General features: G+C 67.7%; 18 protein-coding genes. 8 read left to right on the top strand and 10 right to left on the bottom strand.

The window, feature by feature from the left end; genetic code table 11:
• Nucleotides 1-13 precede the first annotated feature (13 nt).
• Complete coding sequence (locus HCU64_RS10685; protein ID WP_233383851.1) at nucleotides 14-916, top strand: YihY/virulence factor BrkB family protein; 903 nt, start codon at nucleotides 14-16, stop codon at nucleotides 914-916.
• Nucleotides 917-1,197: 281 nt separating this feature from the next.
• Here the strand turns inward: HCU64_RS10685 and HCU64_RS10690 are convergent, their stop codons facing one another.
• The gene (locus tag HCU64_RS10690; protein WP_233383852.1) at nucleotides 1,198-1,683 is read right to left on the bottom strand and encodes a hypothetical protein; all 486 of its coding nucleotides are present in this window, start codon (nucleotides 1,681-1,683) and stop codon (nucleotides 1,198-1,200) included.
• Between the two features lie 117 nt (nucleotides 1,684-1,800).
• A complete protein-coding gene (locus tag HCU64_RS10695; RefSeq protein ID WP_233383853.1) occupies nucleotides 1,801-3,588 on the bottom strand; it encodes a glucan ABC transporter ATP-binding protein/ permease in 1,788 nt (595 codons plus the stop codon).
• A 257-nt stretch (nucleotides 3,589-3,845) separates the two neighbouring features.
• Between HCU64_RS10695 and HCU64_RS10700 the strand changes: the two genes are divergently transcribed.
• Complete coding sequence (locus tag HCU64_RS10700; protein ID WP_233383854.1) at nucleotides 3,846-4,619, top strand: motility protein A; 774 nt, start codon at nucleotides 3,846-3,848, stop codon at nucleotides 4,617-4,619.
• Nucleotides 4,620-4,712: 93 nt separating this feature from the next.
• On the opposite strand, the gene HCU64_RS10705 is transcribed toward HCU64_RS10700, so the two are convergent.
• From HCU64_RS10705 to HCU64_RS10725, 5 genes are all read right to left on the bottom strand, one after another.
• A complete protein-coding gene (locus HCU64_RS10705) occupies nucleotides 4,713-5,969 on the bottom strand; it encodes an FCSD flavin-binding domain-containing protein (RefSeq protein ID WP_233383855.1) in 1,257 nt (418 codons plus the stop codon).
• Nucleotides 5,966-6,127, bottom strand: coding sequence for a c-type cytochrome (locus tag HCU64_RS10710; RefSeq protein WP_233383856.1), 162 nt, complete (start codon nucleotides 6,125-6,127; stop codon nucleotides 5,966-5,968). Before HCU64_RS10710 ends, HCU64_RS10705 begins: the two co-directional genes overlap by 4 nt.
• A 301-nt stretch (nucleotides 6,128-6,428) precedes the next feature.
• Nucleotides 6,429-6,923, bottom strand: coding sequence for a CAP domain-containing protein (locus HCU64_RS10715; RefSeq protein ID WP_233384268.1), 495 nt, complete (start codon nucleotides 6,921-6,923; stop codon nucleotides 6,429-6,431).
• Between the two features lie 114 nt (nucleotides 6,924-7,037).
• Nucleotides 7,038-7,994 (bottom strand): ornithine carbamoyltransferase, encoded by a 957-nt coding sequence (gene argF / locus HCU64_RS10720; RefSeq protein ID WP_233383858.1) that lies wholly within the window; start codon nucleotides 7,992-7,994, stop codon nucleotides 7,038-7,040.
• Nucleotides 7,995-8,145: 151 nt separating this feature from the next.
• Nucleotides 8,146-9,342, bottom strand: a complete 1,197-nt coding sequence (locus HCU64_RS10725; RefSeq protein ID WP_233383860.1) for an aspartate aminotransferase family protein — start codon at nucleotides 9,340-9,342, stop codon at nucleotides 8,146-8,148.
• Nucleotides 9,343-9,557: 215 nt separating this feature from the next.
• On the opposite strand from HCU64_RS10725, the gene HCU64_RS10730 reads away from it, so the two are divergent.
• The gene (locus tag HCU64_RS10730; RefSeq protein WP_233383862.1) at nucleotides 9,558-10,031 is read left to right on the top strand and encodes a RidA family protein; all 474 of its coding nucleotides are present in this window, start codon (nucleotides 9,558-9,560) and stop codon (nucleotides 10,029-10,031) included.
• A 2-nt stretch (nucleotides 10,032-10,033) separates the two neighbouring features.
• Nucleotides 10,034-10,783 (top strand): glycerophosphodiester phosphodiesterase family protein, encoded by a 750-nt coding sequence (locus HCU64_RS10735; RefSeq protein WP_233383863.1) that lies wholly within the window; start codon nucleotides 10,034-10,036, stop codon nucleotides 10,781-10,783.
• Nucleotides 10,784-10,826: 43 nt separating this feature from the next.
• Here HCU64_RS10735 and HCU64_RS10740 read toward each other — a convergent pair whose 3' ends face one another.
• From HCU64_RS10740 to HCU64_RS10750, 3 genes are all read right to left on the bottom strand, one after another.
• On the bottom strand, nucleotides 10,827-11,270 hold the full coding sequence (locus HCU64_RS10740) for a CsbD family protein (protein WP_233383864.1): 444 nt from the start codon (nucleotides 11,268-11,270) through the stop codon (nucleotides 10,827-10,829).
• Between the two features lie 139 nt (nucleotides 11,271-11,409).
• A complete protein-coding gene (locus tag HCU64_RS25245) occupies nucleotides 11,410-12,678 on the bottom strand; it encodes a DUF5666 domain-containing protein (protein WP_267922291.1) in 1,269 nt (422 codons plus the stop codon).
• Between the two features lie 12 nt (nucleotides 12,679-12,690).
• A complete protein-coding gene (locus HCU64_RS10750) occupies nucleotides 12,691-13,536 on the bottom strand; it encodes a DUF6502 family protein (protein WP_233383865.1) in 846 nt (281 codons plus the stop codon).
• Between the two features lie 166 nt (nucleotides 13,537-13,702).
• On the opposite strand from HCU64_RS10750, the gene HCU64_RS10755 reads away from it, so the two are divergent.
• The 4 genes from HCU64_RS10755 (at nucleotide 13,703) to HCU64_RS10770 (ending at nucleotide 15,584) form a co-directional block, all read left to right on the top strand.
• Nucleotides 13,703-14,008, top strand: coding sequence for a hypothetical protein (locus HCU64_RS10755; protein ID WP_233383866.1), 306 nt, complete (start codon nucleotides 13,703-13,705; stop codon nucleotides 14,006-14,008).
• The gene (locus HCU64_RS10760; protein ID WP_233383867.1) at nucleotides 14,005-14,184 is read left to right on the top strand and encodes a hypothetical protein; all 180 of its coding nucleotides are present in this window, start codon (nucleotides 14,005-14,007) and stop codon (nucleotides 14,182-14,184) included. The genes HCU64_RS10755 and HCU64_RS10760 overlap by 4 nt, the downstream gene beginning before the upstream one ends.
• A 76-nt stretch (nucleotides 14,185-14,260) precedes the next feature.
• Nucleotides 14,261-14,995, top strand: a complete 735-nt coding sequence (locus HCU64_RS10765; RefSeq protein ID WP_233383868.1) for an outer membrane protein — start codon at nucleotides 14,261-14,263, stop codon at nucleotides 14,993-14,995.
• A 148-nt stretch (nucleotides 14,996-15,143) separates the two neighbouring features.
• Entirely contained in the window at nucleotides 15,144-15,584 is a 441-nt protein-coding gene (locus tag HCU64_RS10770; protein WP_233383869.1) for a hypothetical protein, read from the top strand.
• Nucleotides 15,585-15,703 lie beyond the last annotated feature (119 nt).

Raw genomic sequence — 15,703 nt, forward strand, 5'->3', positions numbered from 1 at the left:
TACTGCGACTTCCGTGAAACCGCTCCGCACGTGCCTCGACGTCGCCGGCGTCGCCGCCCAACGCTTTGTCGCCCATGATGGCTGGGCGATTGCCAGTCACATCGCGCTGTCGATGCTGACCTCGCTGTTCCCGTTCCTGATCCTGCTCGCGGCGCTGGCCGGCCTGTTTGGCTCGAAACCGCTGGCGGATGAGGCCGGCACGCTGATCTTCGGCGCGCTCCCGCACGAGGTCGCCGGACCCATCGTCGGCGAAGTCCATCGGGTGCTGACCGAGCAGCGCAGCGGCGTGCTGACGATCGGCCTGGTGCTGGCGCTGTATTTCTCGTCGTCCGGCGTGGAATCCCTGCGCGTCGGCCTCAACCGCGCCTATGGCCGCAGGGAGATGCGCTCCTGGTGGCTGACCCGCCTCGAATCCATCGGCTACGTCGTCTGCGGCGCCTTCGCGATGCTGACCTTCGCGCTGCTGGTGGTGCTTGGCCCCCTGCTCTGGCGGCAGGCGGTCTTCGTGGCGCCAGGGCTCGAGACGCTCGGCCTCACCGTCACGATCGGCCGCCTCGGGATCACAGCGGTGCTGATCGTGCTGGTCCTCGTCATCGCCCACAAATTCGTCGCGGCCGGCAGCAGGCCCATCGTCGCGGTGCTGCCGGGCATCGGCGTGACGATGGTGCTGTGGTTCGTCGCCGGCCTCGGCTTCGGGTTCTATCTCGACCGCTTCGCGAACGCCTACGTCTCCACCTATGGCGGCCTCGCCACGGCGATGGTGTTCCTGGTTTTTCTCTACTGGTTCGCGGCGATGTTCCTGTTCGGCGGCGAGATCAACGGGACGGTGATCGCGGCACGGCGTCAGCGCCTGCAGGCCCGGATGCTGGCCAAGCAGACGGCTGCCCTTCGGCTGGAAAAGCGTGACCGCCAGTAAGGTCACGCACGATCATAGCAAAGCTCGGTCGAGCTCACGATGAGAAGGCGGCCGATTCCGCTGATCACGGATTTTTGAATTGTAAATCCAAGTCTTTGCCGGATGTCGGTTACATTCCGCCGCGCGAAATCAGCTGATACCGGATGGAACAGAGGGAACTCGTCAGGCTCTCGCGGCTTTGATGCTATGCTCTGTGTGACATCCCTCTGCCTCGACAGGCCTGCGTCCCCAGCGGACAGCAGGTCTTTTTTTGGCGTGAGCCCATCGGGAGAGGCCGCGCCCTACTTCGAGCCTTGCGACAGGTTGTAGGAGAAGCGCGTGTCGCCCGAGGCGTCCTTGCGATCGTTGGAGACCACGACGGTGTAGCCGTTCTTCGTCCCGATCACGGACGATTGCGAGACGGATACCGACGGCCCGAGTTGACCGGCATAGAAGGTCGCCACCTGCGAAAAGGCGTCCTTCGTCGTTCCGATGATGGCAGCCGAGACGGCAGCGCCCGCGGCATCAGTATCCAGGCTCACGTCGACCAGCGCGGCGCCCGGATAGGGCGTGAAGACGGGCGCCAGCGGCGGCGGCAGGGTCTTGGCGCCGCTGGAATTCTGGATCCGGTAGTGCAGGCCGCCCTTGCCGTTCGGCTCCCCGGACGCGGCGCCGTCGGCCTCCATCCAGCTCACGACGAGGGCCGTGCCGACCAGGATCGGTGCTGCGATCACCCCGACGAGAAGCAGAAAGCGCAGGCGCTCCCTCGTGTTGAAGAAGCCCAGCATGCCCACCCCTCCCGCGACGAATGCCACGGCCGTGGCGCAGCCACGCGCCTAACAGCTACGCTCGCCATCGCCCAGGAACGAGAGCCCGCTCTCGCGGCTTCGTGATGGCGGCGCGAGTCAGGCCGCGATGGCGTCGACGTCCGGCTCCGGCGCTTCGGCCTGGGCTGCCATGAACTGCGCCCGCGCCAGCTCGGCGAAGCGGCCATCCTGCGCGACCAGCTCCTCGAAGGTGCCGCTCTCGATGATGCGGCCCTCGTGGAAGACCAGGATGCGGTCGGCATCGCGGATGGTGGCCAGGCGGTGGGCGATCACGAAGGTCGTGCGATCCTTCATCACCTCCTCAAGCGCACCCTGGAGCTTGCGCTCCGTCGCCGCGTCGAGGGCACTCGTTGCCTCGTCGAGGATCAGCACCGGCGGGTTCTTGAGCAGCGCACGGGCGATCGAGAGGCGCTGGCGCTCGCCGCCGGAGAGCGAGCGGCCGCGCTCGCCGATGATCGTGTCGAGACCGTCGGCCTGGCGGGCCATGAATTCGCTGGCCTGAGCGCGCTCCAGCGCATCGAGCATCTCGGCATCGGTGGCGTTCGGACGCCCGACCTGCAGGTTCTCGCGGATCGAGCGGGCGAAGAGCATCGGCTCCTGGAACACCACGCCGATGTTGTGGCGCAGGCTGGTCAGGCCGATGTCGCGGATATCGGTGCCGTCGATGCGGATCGTGCCCATGCTCGGATCGAAACTGCGATGGAGCAGGCCCAGCGTCGTCGACTTGCCCGAGCCGGTGGTACCGACCAGTGCGACGGTCTGGCCGGGCTCGGCCTTGAACGACACGCCGTCCAGCGCCTTGCGGCGACCGTCATAGGAGAAGCCGACGTCGTCGAAGCTGACCTCGCCCTCGAAGCGGGCGACCTGGCGGGCATGCGGGCGGTCACGCACGGTGGGCACCGTGTCGATGATCTCGAAGAACTCACGCATCTTCGGTGCCTGCTGAAACAGGCCGTTGACGAAGGTCACGACGTGGTCGAGGCGCGCCACTAGCATGGTCGCGAGGCTCATGAAGGCGACGACCTCACCGACGCTGGCCGAGCCGTTCTGGTGCAGGAAGATGCCGGTGATGAAGATCGCGGTCATGGTCAACGTGGCCGAAGCCTTCGTCGCCACGGCGGCAAGCGCCCACCAGGACAGGACCGGGATCTGCGCCTTGAGCAGGTCGGTGATCATGCCATGCATCGCCTCCTTCTCCGCCTTGGCGCGGGTGAAGGACTGGATCACGGCGACGTTGCCGATCGCGTCGGAGGCGTGCGCAGCGAGCCCCGAATGGAATTGCTCGACCTTGCCCTGAAGCTGCTCCGTGCGGCGCATGACGAAGGAGGTCAGCGCCGTGAAGACGAGAACCAGCACAACGAGGATCGAGCCGAGCTGCCAGTTGATGAACAGCGTCATCGGCAGCAGCACGCCGAGCGAAACGAGCGCGGCGAAGTGGTCGCGGAAGAAGCCGAGCCAGAGCCAGGACATGCCGTTGGTGCCCTCGAGCATCGCCTTGAGCACACGGCCGGAATGGTTGGCCGAGTGGAAGGCGATCGGCAGGTCGAGCACGTGCTCGAAATAGCTCGCCATCGTCGAGAGACGGTTGCGATGGGCGAGCCGATCGGAATGGAGCGCGATAGCGACGCCGGCACCGATGGTGAAGATGCCGAAGGCGACCCAGGCGGCGATCCACGGAACCATGGTCGTGAACGCGTTCGCGCCGCGGCTGAGATGCGTCAGGCCGTCGATGATCCGGCCCATGATCAGCGGCTCGGCGAAGGCGGCGACGGCCAGGAGAACGTTGGCCGCGACGAGGCCGATCGCGAGGCGCTTGTCGGCGCCGAGCAGACCCATGACCCGCGCATAGAGACGAATCATCGACATGGTGGAAAATTCTCCCAGCCCGCCCCCAGGAGAGCCATCCGGGCGCGAGCCGCGGCAAGTCCTCCCGTCCTCTGCGACCTGGGATCTAGAGGCCCTTATCGCATCGTGACGAAGGGCTTATCGCAGGTCCAGGCTGAACGCTGCATGAGCCGGGGAATGATTTCCGCTTCAGATTTTACGCTTCGTTCAGCGTGTTTTTTTAAATCTATGGTGCTGCTCTGCAGGAACGCGCGGAGCCAGGGGCCGAGCGTCGCGTCATGGATCTCGCAACCTGCATCGGTCTGCTCGGCGGCTTCGGCGTCGTCTTCACCCTGATCATGATCGATGGCGGCGACTTGAGCGCCTACTACGACAAGTACGCCCTCATCGTGATCTTCGGCGGCGCCACCATGGCGACGATGATGCGTTTCCCGTTCGCGACCATCCTGCACGGCGTGCCGATGGGCCTGCGCTACGCCTTCACCATGCGGGCGAGCAAGCCGCGCGAGTTGATCGAAGAAATAACCAAGATCGCCGAAGTCGTCCGCAAGAGCGGCCCGATCGCGCTGGAATCGATGGAGATCTCTGATCCGTTCCTGGCCCAGGGCGCGCGCTACATCGCTGACGGCTACGACCGCGAATTCATCCGCGACGCGATGGAGCGTGACCGCGACACTTTCCTGATGCATCTCGACGAGGGCTCGAAGATCTACCGCGCCTTCGGTGGCTGCGCCCCGGCCTGGGGCATGATCGGCACCATCCTCGGCATGGTGACCGCGTTCGCCCACATGTCGGACCCGTCGAAGCTCTGGCCCGCCATGGCGACCGCGCTGCTCGCCACGCTTTACGGCGCGCTGATCGCGAACATGTTCGCCCTGCCGCTCGCCGACAAACTGCACCTCAAGGTCAAGGAAGAGGCCGTTTCGCGCTCGCTGATCATCGACGGCGTGCTGCTGATCCGCGACCAGAAGAGCGCGACGCTGGTGCGCGAGATGCTCGTCGCCCATCTGCCGCACAATCACCGCGACGAACTCACCGCCGGAGCGGCGTGACTTACCGAACCGCCGCGCTTCCGGTGCGGCGCGAGCGCGACTGCTCGTCGCCATCCGGCGGCAAGGGCCTGCCTTAGGCAGCCCTCGCCCGTCTCAGCCGAACAGATCGCGGGTGATCGTCCTGTACCAGGCGGCGCCGAGCGTCGCCTCCTTCGCCCTGACCTCGAGCGGGGCATCGTCCGGGCTCAGGCCGCCGGCTCCCGGCACGGAGATCAGAGCGTCCCATTCGGGCGCATAGACCCCGGCGACGGAGAAGGCGTAATCGGGCGCCGCAAGACTGTAGCAGACGTTGATCAGCCGCGGCTCATCGGGCTTTCGCCCCGCGTAGAGGTCGGCGATCGCCTGGGCGCAGACCTTGCCTTGCGCGTTCGCCGAGAAGGCGGATTTCGGCATCGCTCCGGCCGCCGATGCATCGCCCAGCACGTGGATGCCCGGCACCCGGATCGACTCGAAGGTCACCGGGTCGATGCGGCACCAGCCATAGGCATCCGCGAGGCCAGCCTGGAAGCAGAATTCCGGCGCGTGCTGAGGCGGGATGACGTTCGCGACCGCCGGCTTGAACCGCCCTCCCTCGGACTCGAGGAGCATCGACCCGGCATCGACCCGTTTCAGAGTACCGCCCTTCGAGGCCGGGACCCATTCGATATGGTCGGGATAGAGGGTTTTCCAGGCAGCCTCGAACAGCGGCTGCTTCGAATATTTGTCTTTTGCGTCGAGCACGATCACCTTCGAGCGCGGCTTATGCGTCTTCAGGTAATCTGCGATCAGACTCGCCCGTTCGTAGGGGCCTGGCGGGCAGCGATAGGGCATGCCCGGCACGGAAATAATGACGAGGCCGCCATCCTCCATCGCCGCGATTTGGCGCGCCAGAAGGCTGGTCTGCGTCCCGGCTTTCCAGGAATGCGGCATCACGAGGCTCGCTGCCTCGTCGTAGCCGGGAATCGCGTCGAAGCGCATCGCGACACCGGGAGAAACCACGAGCCGGTCGTAGGCGAGGCTGCCGCCGCCCGCGAGCCGAACCCGGCGCGTCTCCGCCTCGATCGCGGTCACCGTGTCCCGGACCATCGTGACGCCGGCACGTGCCACGCCCGCGTAATCGAAGGTCACGGCAGAGATCGGCAACATCCCGGCGATGACGGCATTGCTCGACGGGCAGGAGGTATAGGTCGCCGACGGCTCGACCAGCGTCACGCCGAGGCCGAGCCGGACCAGTTCGCGCGCCACCGTCACGCCACCATAGCCGCCGCCGACCACGACGATCGCCGGCTTCGCCTGCGCCAGGGCCGGGGCGGCGAGCGCCGTAGCCGTCAATCCGCCGAGGACCTGGCGGCGGTTCGCGCGGCCGCTCACGGCGCGATCTTCCGGTCGCGTCCGAGGAAGGCTGCGATCGCATGCGCTTCGCTCGACGAGAACCCCTTGGCGATGCGCGGCATGATCGTCCCCCCTCGCGCGCCGGAGCGATAGGCGCCCATCGCCGTTTCGATTTCGGAGACGGTGAAGCTTTCCAAGGCGGGCATCTCGGTCGAACCAGCAGCATGGCAGCCCGAGCACGAAGACGCTCCGGCCGGGGGACGCTCGGCCGACAAGGCGCTCCCGTTCACCGCCACAGCAAACGCGAGGGCCGGCACCACCAATATCGATTGAAAAATCGCCACGCCTATCGACACGTGCACCACCGATTTCGTCCTACTAGTTGGTAGAATGCCGAGATCAATGATGCAAGTCACGATGCGTCATGCGCCACCGCCGTCAATTCGGGATGCCGCAGGCGACCGGTCCGATCCGGGGTCGCAGCCCGTCGGGCCGTGCCTATTTGGCGACCAGCAGGGCCCAGTACACCTTGTACTTGGAGCCCGGGGCATAGGCCGTGGCGATCCCCATCCGGGTCGCGTCGGCGGAGAGCATCACGGCGTTGTGCGGAGGACTGTCGCGCCAACCCGAGAACGCCTCGGCCAGGGTATGGTAGCCCGCCGACAGGTTGGCGCCGGGGGCGGCGTAGCCGAGGCGGCCGATCGCGGCGGCGACGGTGCGGCTCTGGCTCGGCTTGTCGGCGACCGCCATGGCCGCGGCCTCGGTCTCGGCGAGCTTCTGGAGCTCTGGATCAACCGTCAGCGGTGCCTCGCCGCGCCCCTTCCGGTACGCGGAGATCATGTCCCGTGCCGCTACGGTGTCGACCGATGCGCTGGGCGTGGTGAGCGGCAGGTACAGGCTCGGCAGCCCGGTATTGGCCTGCATGTCACCGGCGCAGCCCGAGAGCAGGCCCGCCGCGAGGCCGAGCCCGGTCACGGCAGCGATGCGGCGCATGAGACGGCGCTCGGTCACGGATTTCGCGCTCCACGAAGACGACATGGGAGATGGGACTCCAGCGTGGCCGTCTCAAGTGGCGAGCGTCACGTGACAGTGGATGACGGCGCCCGCTCAGGCGAGACCGGGTGCCTCGAGGCACCAGGCCAGGATGCCCTTCTGCGCGTGCAGACGGTTCTCGGCCTCGTCGAACACCACCGATTGCGGGCCGTCGATCACCTCTGCCGTGACCTCCTCGCCGCGATGCGCCGGCAGGCAGTGCATGAAGATCGCATCCTTGGCGGCCGCCTTCATCAGCCCTGCATCGACCCGATAGGGTGACAGCAGGTTGTGCCGGTAATGCTCGTCGTCATCGCCCATCGACACCCAGCAATCGGTGACCACCGCATCCGCGCCAGCGACCGCCTCGTAGGCGTCGGTGGTGGCGTTGACGCGCGCGCCTTCGCGCTTGGCCCACTCGACCAAAGAGGACGGCATTGCCAGTTCGGGGGGCGCCGCGACGTTGAGGGTGAAGTCGAAGCGCGCCGCGGCGTGCACCCAGCTCGCCAGCACGTTGTTGGCATCGCCCGACCACGCCACCGTGCGGCCCTTGATCGACCCGCGATGCTCCTCGAAGGTCAGCACGTCGGCCATGATCTGGCACGGATGCGAGACCTTTGTGAGCGCGTTGATCACCGGCACCGAGGCGTTCTCGGCGAGCTCGGCCATCAGCCCATGGTCGAGGATGCGGATCATGATCGCGTCGACGTAGCGCGAGAGCACGCGGGCCGTGTCCGCGACGGTCTCGCCCCGGCCGAGCTGCATCTCCTTGCCGGTCAGCATCAGCGTCTCACCGCCGAGCTCGCGCATGGCGATGTCGAACGAGACGCGGGTCCGGGTCGAGGGCCGGTCGAACACCATGGCGAGTTGACGACCGGCGAGCGGCCTGTCCGCGGCGGGACGCCCCTTGCGGCGCGCGCTCTTCATGGCGGCGCTGGCATCGATGATGCGGCGCAGGTCGGCTCCGGAGAAATCCTTGAGGTCGAGGAAGTGGCGGATGTCCCGTCCCGCCCCGTTCGCAGTCGCGGCCATGGTGTCGTGCTTCACTTGTCGCTTGCCGGATCATGCGGCGTTTCGACTGAACCAATCAAAACGCCGAAAACATGATCGCTTCAATAAGTTAGAACATGCTTGGCGCGAAAACCGTGTCCGCTTCTCGCAACATGCTCCAGGTTGTCAGGGCTCAGGCCGCTCCGCGGACCTGCGCCTCGAGGGTGCTCGCCGCGGCATCCAGGCGCTCGACGGCCTGGGCCACGTCGTCCTCCGTGATGATCAACGGAGGCAACAGACGCACCACGTTGTCACCGGCCGGGATCACGAGCAGTTTCTGCGCGCGGGCGGCTGCGGCGAAATCAGTATTGAGTACGTTGAGCTTGAGGCCGAGCATCAGCCCCTGGCCACGGATCTCGGTGAAGACGCGCGGGTGCCGGTCGACGAGGGCGGCGAGCCGCTGCTTCAGCAGAAGCGCGGTCTGCTGCACGCGCTCCAGGAAGCCGTCGGCGAGGATCACGTCGAGCACGGCGTTGCCCACCGCCATGGCGAGCGGATTGCCACCGAAGGTGGTGCCGTGCGTACCGGCGGTGAGGCCGCGCGCAGCCTCGGCCGTGGCGAGGCAGACGCCGAGCGGAAATCCGCCACCGATCCCCTTGGCGACGCTCATGATGTCGGGGGTGACGCCGCTCCACTCGTAGGCGAAGAATCGGCCCGTGCGCCCGACGCCGGTCTGGATCTCGTCGAAGATCAGGAGCAGGCCGTTATCGTCGCAGATTGCGCGCAAGCGGCGCAGCAACTCGCCGTCGATGCTGCGCACGCCGCCCTCGCCCTGGATCGGCTCGATCATCAGAGCGGCCGTCTCCGGCCCGATCGCCTGCATAAGGGCATCGAAATCACCGACCGGCACCTGGTCGAAACCGTCTACCTTCGGGCCGAAGCCCTCGATGTACTTCGCCTGTCCGCCGGCCGCGATCGTCGCCAGGGTACGGCCGTGGAAGGCGCCCTCGAAGGTGATGATCCGATAGCGCTCGGGATGGCCGCCTGCCGCGTGGTACTTGCGCGCCATCTTGATGGCGGCCTCGTTCGCCTCGGCGCCGGAATTGGCGAAGAAGGCAACGTCCGCGAAGGTGGCGTCCACCAGCCGCTGGCCGAGCCGCTCGCCCTGTGGAATCTGGAACAGGTTCGAGGTGTGCCAGATCTTCTGCGCCTGGGTGGTCAGCGCCTCGACGAGATGCGGATGCGCATGGCCGAGCCCATTCACGGCGATGCCGGCACCGAAATCCAGATATCGCTCACCGGTCTCCGCCACGAGCCAAGCGCCCTCGCCGCGCTCGAAGGCGATCGGCGCGCGGTTATAGGTCCCGACGAGTGCGGAGTTCGATGCCAATGGGCTCTCCGTTTTCAGAGGCCGCCAACCGCGACCGTTCCAAAAGAAAGTGCCGCCTCGGAGGACGGGCGGCACGCGCGCGATTACTATGACATGCGGAGGGCGTGTCAATTGTGACAGTGCCTTGGACACTGTCCGAGGCCTCGGGTTGCGCAGGCCCGACCCCTGTGCTCAGAGCGCTGGCAGACGAGAATCTGCCCCGGGGGAGACAGCGCATGAGTTCGGTCAAGGAACGTCTGGAGAAGCTCGGCCTCACCCTTCCGAAGCCCGCCGCGCCCGTCGCGAACTACGTGCCGTTCGTGCGCTACGGCGACGTCGTCGTGATCTCGGGCCAGATTTGCTTCGGTGCGGATGGCAAGCTCGCCGAAGCTCACAAGGGCAAGCTCGGCGCGGAGGTCTCGAACGAGGACGGCATCGCGGCGGCTCGCCTCTGCGCCCTCAACGTCCTCGCGCAGGTCCAGGCCGCCATCGGCGATCTCGACCACGGCGTCGTGCAATGCATCCGCCTCGGCGGTTTCATCAACGCCGTGCCGAGCTTTGCCGGCCTCGCTCCCATCATGAACGGAGCATCGAACCTGATGGTCGAAGTGCTCGGCGACCGCGGCCGTCACGCCCGCTCCACCGTCGGCGTCGCGGAATTGCCGCTCGACGCGGCCGTCGAGGTCGAAGCGATGTTCGAGGTTCGCTGAGCGTGGCCGCGCCCGGCTGGCTCACGACCCGGCCGATCGCCCATCGCGGGCTGCATGACCGCAAGGCCGGCATCCCGGAAAACACGATCGCCGCGGCCGAGGCCGCCATTGCCGGCGGCTACGCCATCGAGTGCGACGTGCAGCCGAGCCTCGATGGCGAGGCCATGGTCTTCCACGACGAGGGGCTCGGCCGGCTGACGGAGGCCAGTGAGCCGATTGCCTCGCGCAAAGCGTCCGATCTCTCGACGCTCGCCATAGCGGGCACCGATCAGCGCATCGCGACGCTGCCCGACTTCCTGCGAGCAATCGCGGGGCGGACGCCCTTGATCATCGAGGTGAAGACGCGGTTCGACGAGGACCTGAGCCTCGCTCGACGCGTTGCGGAGGTCGTAGCCGGCTATGACGGGCCGGTGGCACTGAAATCCTTCGATCCGCGGATCGTCGGCGCTCTGGCCGAGTTCGCGCGGAAGGACGTGCCGCGGGGGATCGTCGGCGAGAGCAGCCAGGAGGATCCCTCCTACGCGCGGCTCACGAAAGCCGAGCGCTTCAGCCTCGCAAACCTGCTCCATTGGCAAGACAGCCGGCCGGATTTCCTATCCTGGCGCGTCGACGATCTGCCGGGCGGCGTGCCGTATCTCTGCCGTCAGCTCGGACACATGCCGGTCATGACCTGGACTGTCCGTAGCGACGATCAGCGCAGGAACGCAGCCGCTCACGCCGACCAGATGGTCTTCGAAGGGTTTCGTCCGTAGCCCCGCCGCCGGGCTCGGCGGCAGGACTTGGTTCGCCGACCGCTCAGCGGCGGCTGTGCAGCAGCAGGGCCAGGCCGTACCCGACAGCGCCTGCGATCAGCAGCGCCACCATCGGATTCTCCTCTACCCGCGCGCTGACCGCTCGCTGTCCGTCGCGGACGTAATCGCCGCTTCGGTCATAGGCGTCCCGCGCATAGTCACTGCCGCGGTCATAAGCGTCACGGGCGTAGTCGGCACCGCGATCGTAGGCATCGCGCGCGTACTGGCTCCCGCGGTCGTAGGCGTCGTTCGCATAGTCGCTGACGTCGTCAGCCACGTCGCGCGCCTTGTCCTTGGCTTGTCCGTAGGCCTGCTGAGCCTTTCCTTGCGCATCGCGGTACCGGCCCTCGAGCGAGTCCCGCGTCGAGCCGACGGCATCGCCGACCGCGCTTTGGACCTTGCCGCCAAGCTCCTTGGCGCCACCGACGACGCGATCCGTATCCACCATGTCCATACTCCTCGAACGGGTCCCTTCCGCCCGTCGCGAGGGGTCGCGGGGCGGATGGATCGATCACAGAACGCCCGAAACCCGATTGTGTCCCGCGCCGCGGCGAATTTCTCGGCGAGGCTCGATCGGCACGCGAGGCTCAGCGGCCGCCGCGTCCAAAACCGCCGCCGCCGATCCCCGGCAATCCGGGACCGCCCCCGCCGAAGCCGGGGCCGCCCGGACCGATGCCGGGCAAGCCGCCACCTGGACCGCCGCCAAAGCCGGGGCGTCCGCCAAGGCCGCCTTCCCCTCCCCCGCCGAACCCGCCGGGCGCCGTGCGGGTATCGATCGGCAGTCCTCCGCCGCCAGGGCCGCCGCCAAAGCCGCCACCGTGTCCGGGACGGCCGAAGCCGGGCTCGAAGTCACCACGGCCCGGCAGCCTTTCGCCACCTGGACGGAACCTGCCGGGCCCCTCTCCGCCGGGCTCCAGGCGGCCGCCCGGCTCGCGGCGCCCTTCGATGCGGACCGAGTCGACCGTGAGACGGCCATCGGCCGCGATCCCGCTCGTCAGCACGGCCCGCGAGCCGCTGGAGACGGAGATCCCGGAGGCATTGTCCAGACGCAGGCCGGAGCCGAGGCGCAGAGTGCCGCCGTGGCGCTCGACATAGCCCTCGATCGAGGCCTGCCCGAGCCCCGACGGGAATGGCCGGCTGACGTCTCGCGCGGAGGCGACCGCGAGGCCATTCGCGACGCTGCGGCCCTCGACCGAAGCGCGGCGTCCGACGAGACCCGCGTTCAATCCATCGAGCCGCAATCCGCCGATCATGGGAGCTCCGTCGGCGCCCTTCCTCACGGGGCCGGTCACCCGGCTCGCCGCCTCGCGCCGCGCCTCGATCAGGCTCGCGACGATGGTGCCGTTGCCGCGCCGCAGCCCGCTCACCGCCACGATGTCTCCGACCTTCCAGGCCGAGGCCTTGGCCGAAGAGACCTTTTGACCGAGCACGGTGAGACGCCCCTTCGCGACGGCCTCGACCGGGCCGACCACCTCGCTGGTAACGTCGATCAGCTTCGTCGAGAGCGCGCCCTCGCCGCCCTCCGCCACGACGCGCACGACATGGCCGATCTTGAGGTCCGAGACCTGCGCCGGAGCCCCATCGATACGGACGGCCACGTCGCGCGGGTAAGAGATACGCAGGTCGTTGACGACGATGGAGCCGAAGCGGCGGATCGTGCCGATCACGCCCGTCCCGCCGATGCCGCGATCGCCGCCGGGCACTTCATCCTCGGGAGGTCGCGCGCCGGTGCCACCGATTCCGCGATCGCCTGGATCGACCTGCGCCCGCGGCATCCGCACCGAAGCGAGCAGCAGCGGCAGGCCGCCAAGAAGCCCGAGGAAACGGCGTCGCCGCGGGGAGAAGTCGTCGCTCATGAGCGGCTCTCCTCAAGCGTCCGCGGGGGGAGCCGAAGGCGTGCTCGCGGGTGGTGTGTCCTCGCGATACACGTAGATGCCGAAATTCCAGCGATGCGATCCGCCGGGATCGCCGATGCAGGCCTCGTGCGCCTCGGCATTCGCCTGCCTCAAAGCATCCATCGCGATCTCGCGCGCCCTTGCCTCCAGCCGCTCGGCCAGAGCCTGGGAGAGGCCGTCGTAATGCACGGCCCGCTCCAGGAAGCGCGGCTCCTCGCCCACGATGTTCTCGACTGCGGCGGCAACATGGTCGTGGAGGTTGCGGCCGAAATAATAGAGCTGCGGCTCGCCGCCGCCCCGCGGCAGGTAGGCGGCCTCGCAAAGCACGACGCGCCCGTGCTCGTCGAGCGCAGCGAGACCGCGATCCAGCCACTCATCGAGCACCGCACGCGGGCGCACGTCCCGCGTCACCCCGGCCACCAAAGACTCGAAAGACGGCGCCTCGTCCTCGCTCGCCCGCGGCAGAGGCAGCGGGCGCCCCTGTCCGTCGGTGAATTCCGGCGCCGCGACCCAGCGCGCGATAATCCGGCTCGTGCGCGAGACCACGCCCGGCACTTGGCTCACGGGCGCCCCTGCCCCGCGCAGGCGGCGCACCTCCTTGCGGTGGATCCCCGTGAGAAGGCTGACGCGGCTGTCGGTCTGCTCCTTACCGGTCAGCGCGAAATCGTATTCGGCCACGTTCACGTAAAGCTCGCGCAGCAGGTTGGTCAGAGCCGGAAAGGTGATGCCGCGCGCCACGAACAGCCGCACGAGCGGCCGCAGCAAGCGTGCCACCGGGGCGTGCAAGGCCGCCGCCTGCGGTGAGGCGGCATCGGACATGTCGGGTGTGTCGGGCGGCACGGGCATGGTCACAGATGTACCGGGGGACGCGTGGGACACAATCCCACAATGTGCGTTTCAACACCTGGCAGCGGCGAATTCGAATTGACGTGGGAAATTTGCACACTTAGCTTTCGCGTGTTCAGTTTTCCCACGGACACCGACTATGACCGAGGCTCGCACTCACCAACCACCGACCGACGAGCCCATCTGGGCGCGCCGCTCCGCAGCCTCTCTTGCCGACGTGTCACTCCATCCCCTTCGTCGCGGCCTGCTGTTTCTGGCCGCGCTGTCCTTGCCCGTCATCGGATGCGCGGTCGCCGAACGGTTCCACCGCAACGCATCCGATACGGCGCAAGTCGCCGCCGTCCTGCGCTCCCCCCCTCATAGCGGGACGGCGGCGAATCCCCCTGCCAAGACGCAGGCGCGCTTCGCTCCGGCGATGTTCGATCAGAGCCTGAGGCTGCGGTGATCTCCGTCAGTCTCCCCGCTCGGCCCGGCCCACTCTTCGGCCGGCCAGCGCTCCCCCCTCCCAACGACGCCACGCTCGACGACCGTGATCCCTGCGGCGGAGAGCAGGTGATCGATTTCGCCCTGTGCCTGGTGATCGCCGCTGCCATGGTCGGTCTGCTGCTCCTGGCACTCTGAAGCCTTTTCGGCGCTCCGGCGCCGATCGATCCGGCCCCCGCTCGCGAAACGGGCCGACGTCACGAGAGAGAAAGTCATGACCGCAAAACTGCTGGCCGCCGCCTTGTGCGTCGGCATCCTGACGGCCGTCTCGGCTCAGGCCGCCGACCTGCCGAAGCGCGCCGCCCCGCCCCCGCTGCTGCCGATCCCGCCGGCGTTCACCTGGACGGGCTTCTACGCGGGCGTGAATGCTGGTTACGGCTTCACGTCGGGCCCCTCGAGCTTCACCGACCCCACCTACGGAACGGTGACACGAAGCGGCAGCCGGGACGGCTTCGTCGGTGGTGGTCAGCTCGGCTACAATTATCAGTTCACGCCGGGCTCAGGCTTCGTCGTCGGTTTCGAGACGGACATCCAGGGCACCTCGCTCTCGCGAGGCAGCGCGACGATCGGTACCACGCCGTATTACAACGTCTCGCCGTCGCTCGATTACCTCGGAACGGTGCGCGGCCGGCTCGGCTACGCCTTTGATCGCTGGCTGGTCTACGGGACCGGCGGTCTCGCCTATGGCGGCGGCAGCCTGCCCTCCAGCGCCAGCGCCTATCCCTACACGCTGCCCGATACGTCGCGCATCGGCTACGCGGTCGGCGGCGGCGTCGAATACGCGCTGACCGACCATATCTCGGTCAAGCTCGAGGGGCTCTACGTCGACCTCGGCAAGGGCAGGACAGGCATGACCTACTACGATGCGACGACGCCGGCCTATTACGGCACCGGGCGTTCCGATTCGGGCTTCGGACTGGCCCGCGCCGGCCTCAACTACCGCTTCTGAGCCACGATCCCGACTCGCTGCGACGGGGAACCGTGCAGGATCGCGACCGTTCTGAACCTTCGAGACGGGGCAGTTTCCGCGTGCCGGGCAGCGTCGCGACGTTTGCCGGATACGCGGGACAAGAACTTCCTTGATCGAGGAGAACGACGTGGCCTTCATCCCCCTTCGTAGCGCGAGCCGGCGTTTCGCCATGGTGCTCGCCCTTTCGTCGGCGTTTGCCGGCTCGGCAGTGCTTCCAGCCGTCGCCCAGGACCTGCCCAGGTTCGAGATCCCGAGCGTCGACGGGCCCGACATCGACGAACCGTCCGTGGATCTTCCCGACACCAAGGGTGATCTCGTCTTCCACGGCAATTACTGCGGCCCCGGCAGCCGCGGCGTCGGGCGGCCTCCGGTCGACGCGCTCGACGAGGCCTGCATGCATCACGATGCCTGCTCCCCGAAGGTCGGAACGGGCCTACCGTCCTGCGGCTGCAATGCCCGGCTTGCCCGCGAGGCGAGCCTCGTCGCGCGCAGTCCGCGCACCGATGAAGAGCAGCGCGTGGCAGCGCAGTTCGTCGCGGCAGGCGCCAAGGTCCTGGCCTGCCGCTGATCACAGGCCTCGAAACGTCTGGACCCGCGGCTGACATGCGCGGGCCCGGACGGCTGGATTTTGCGCCTGCGGCGCCAGGATGTTAGCCCGCCGGCGGCCCGATCACGCTGAATTCGGGC

The organism is Methylobacterium sp. C25 (assembly GCF_021352225.1).
Taxonomy (GTDB): domain Bacteria; phylum Pseudomonadota; class Alphaproteobacteria; order Rhizobiales; family Beijerinckiaceae; genus Methylobacterium.

Bases quoted from the DNA above. Each gene is read 5' to 3' on its own strand.
- HCU64_RS10695 (WP_233383853.1), bottom strand. From the start codon at position 3,588: ATGTCGATGATTCGTCTCTATGCGCGGGTCATGGGTCTGCTCGGCGCC.
- HCU64_RS10765 (WP_233383868.1), top strand. From the start codon at position 14,261: ATGACCGCAAAACTGCTGGCCGCCGCCTTGTGCGTCGGCATCCTGACG.
- HCU64_RS10750 (WP_233383865.1), bottom strand. From the start codon at position 13,536: ATGTCCGATGCCGCCTCACCGCAGGCGGCGGCCTTGCACGCCCCGGTG.
- HCU64_RS10730 (WP_233383862.1), top strand. From the start codon at position 9,558: ATGAGTTCGGTCAAGGAACGTCTGGAGAAGCTCGGCCTCACCCTTCCG.
- HCU64_RS10700 (WP_233383854.1), top strand. From the start codon at position 3,846: ATGGATCTCGCAACCTGCATCGGTCTGCTCGGCGGCTTCGGCGTCGTC.
- HCU64_RS25245 (WP_267922291.1), bottom strand. From the start codon at position 12,678: ATGAGCGACGACTTCTCCCCGCGGCGACGCCGTTTCCTCGGGCTTCTT.
- HCU64_RS10755 (WP_233383866.1), top strand. From the start codon at position 13,703: ATGACCGAGGCTCGCACTCACCAACCACCGACCGACGAGCCCATCTGG.
- HCU64_RS10740 (WP_233383864.1), bottom strand. From the start codon at position 11,270: ATGGTGGATACGGATCGCGTCGTCGGTGGCGCCAAGGAGCTTGGCGGC.
- HCU64_RS10715 (WP_233384268.1), bottom strand. From the start codon at position 6,923: ATGCGCCGCATCGCTGCCGTGACCGGGCTCGGCCTCGCGGCGGGCCTG.
- argF (WP_233383858.1), bottom strand. From the start codon at position 7,994: ATGGCCGCGACTGCGAACGGGGCGGGACGGGACATCCGCCACTTCCTC.
- HCU64_RS10690 (WP_233383852.1), bottom strand. From the start codon at position 1,683: ATGCTGGGCTTCTTCAACACGAGGGAGCGCCTGCGCTTTCTGCTTCTC.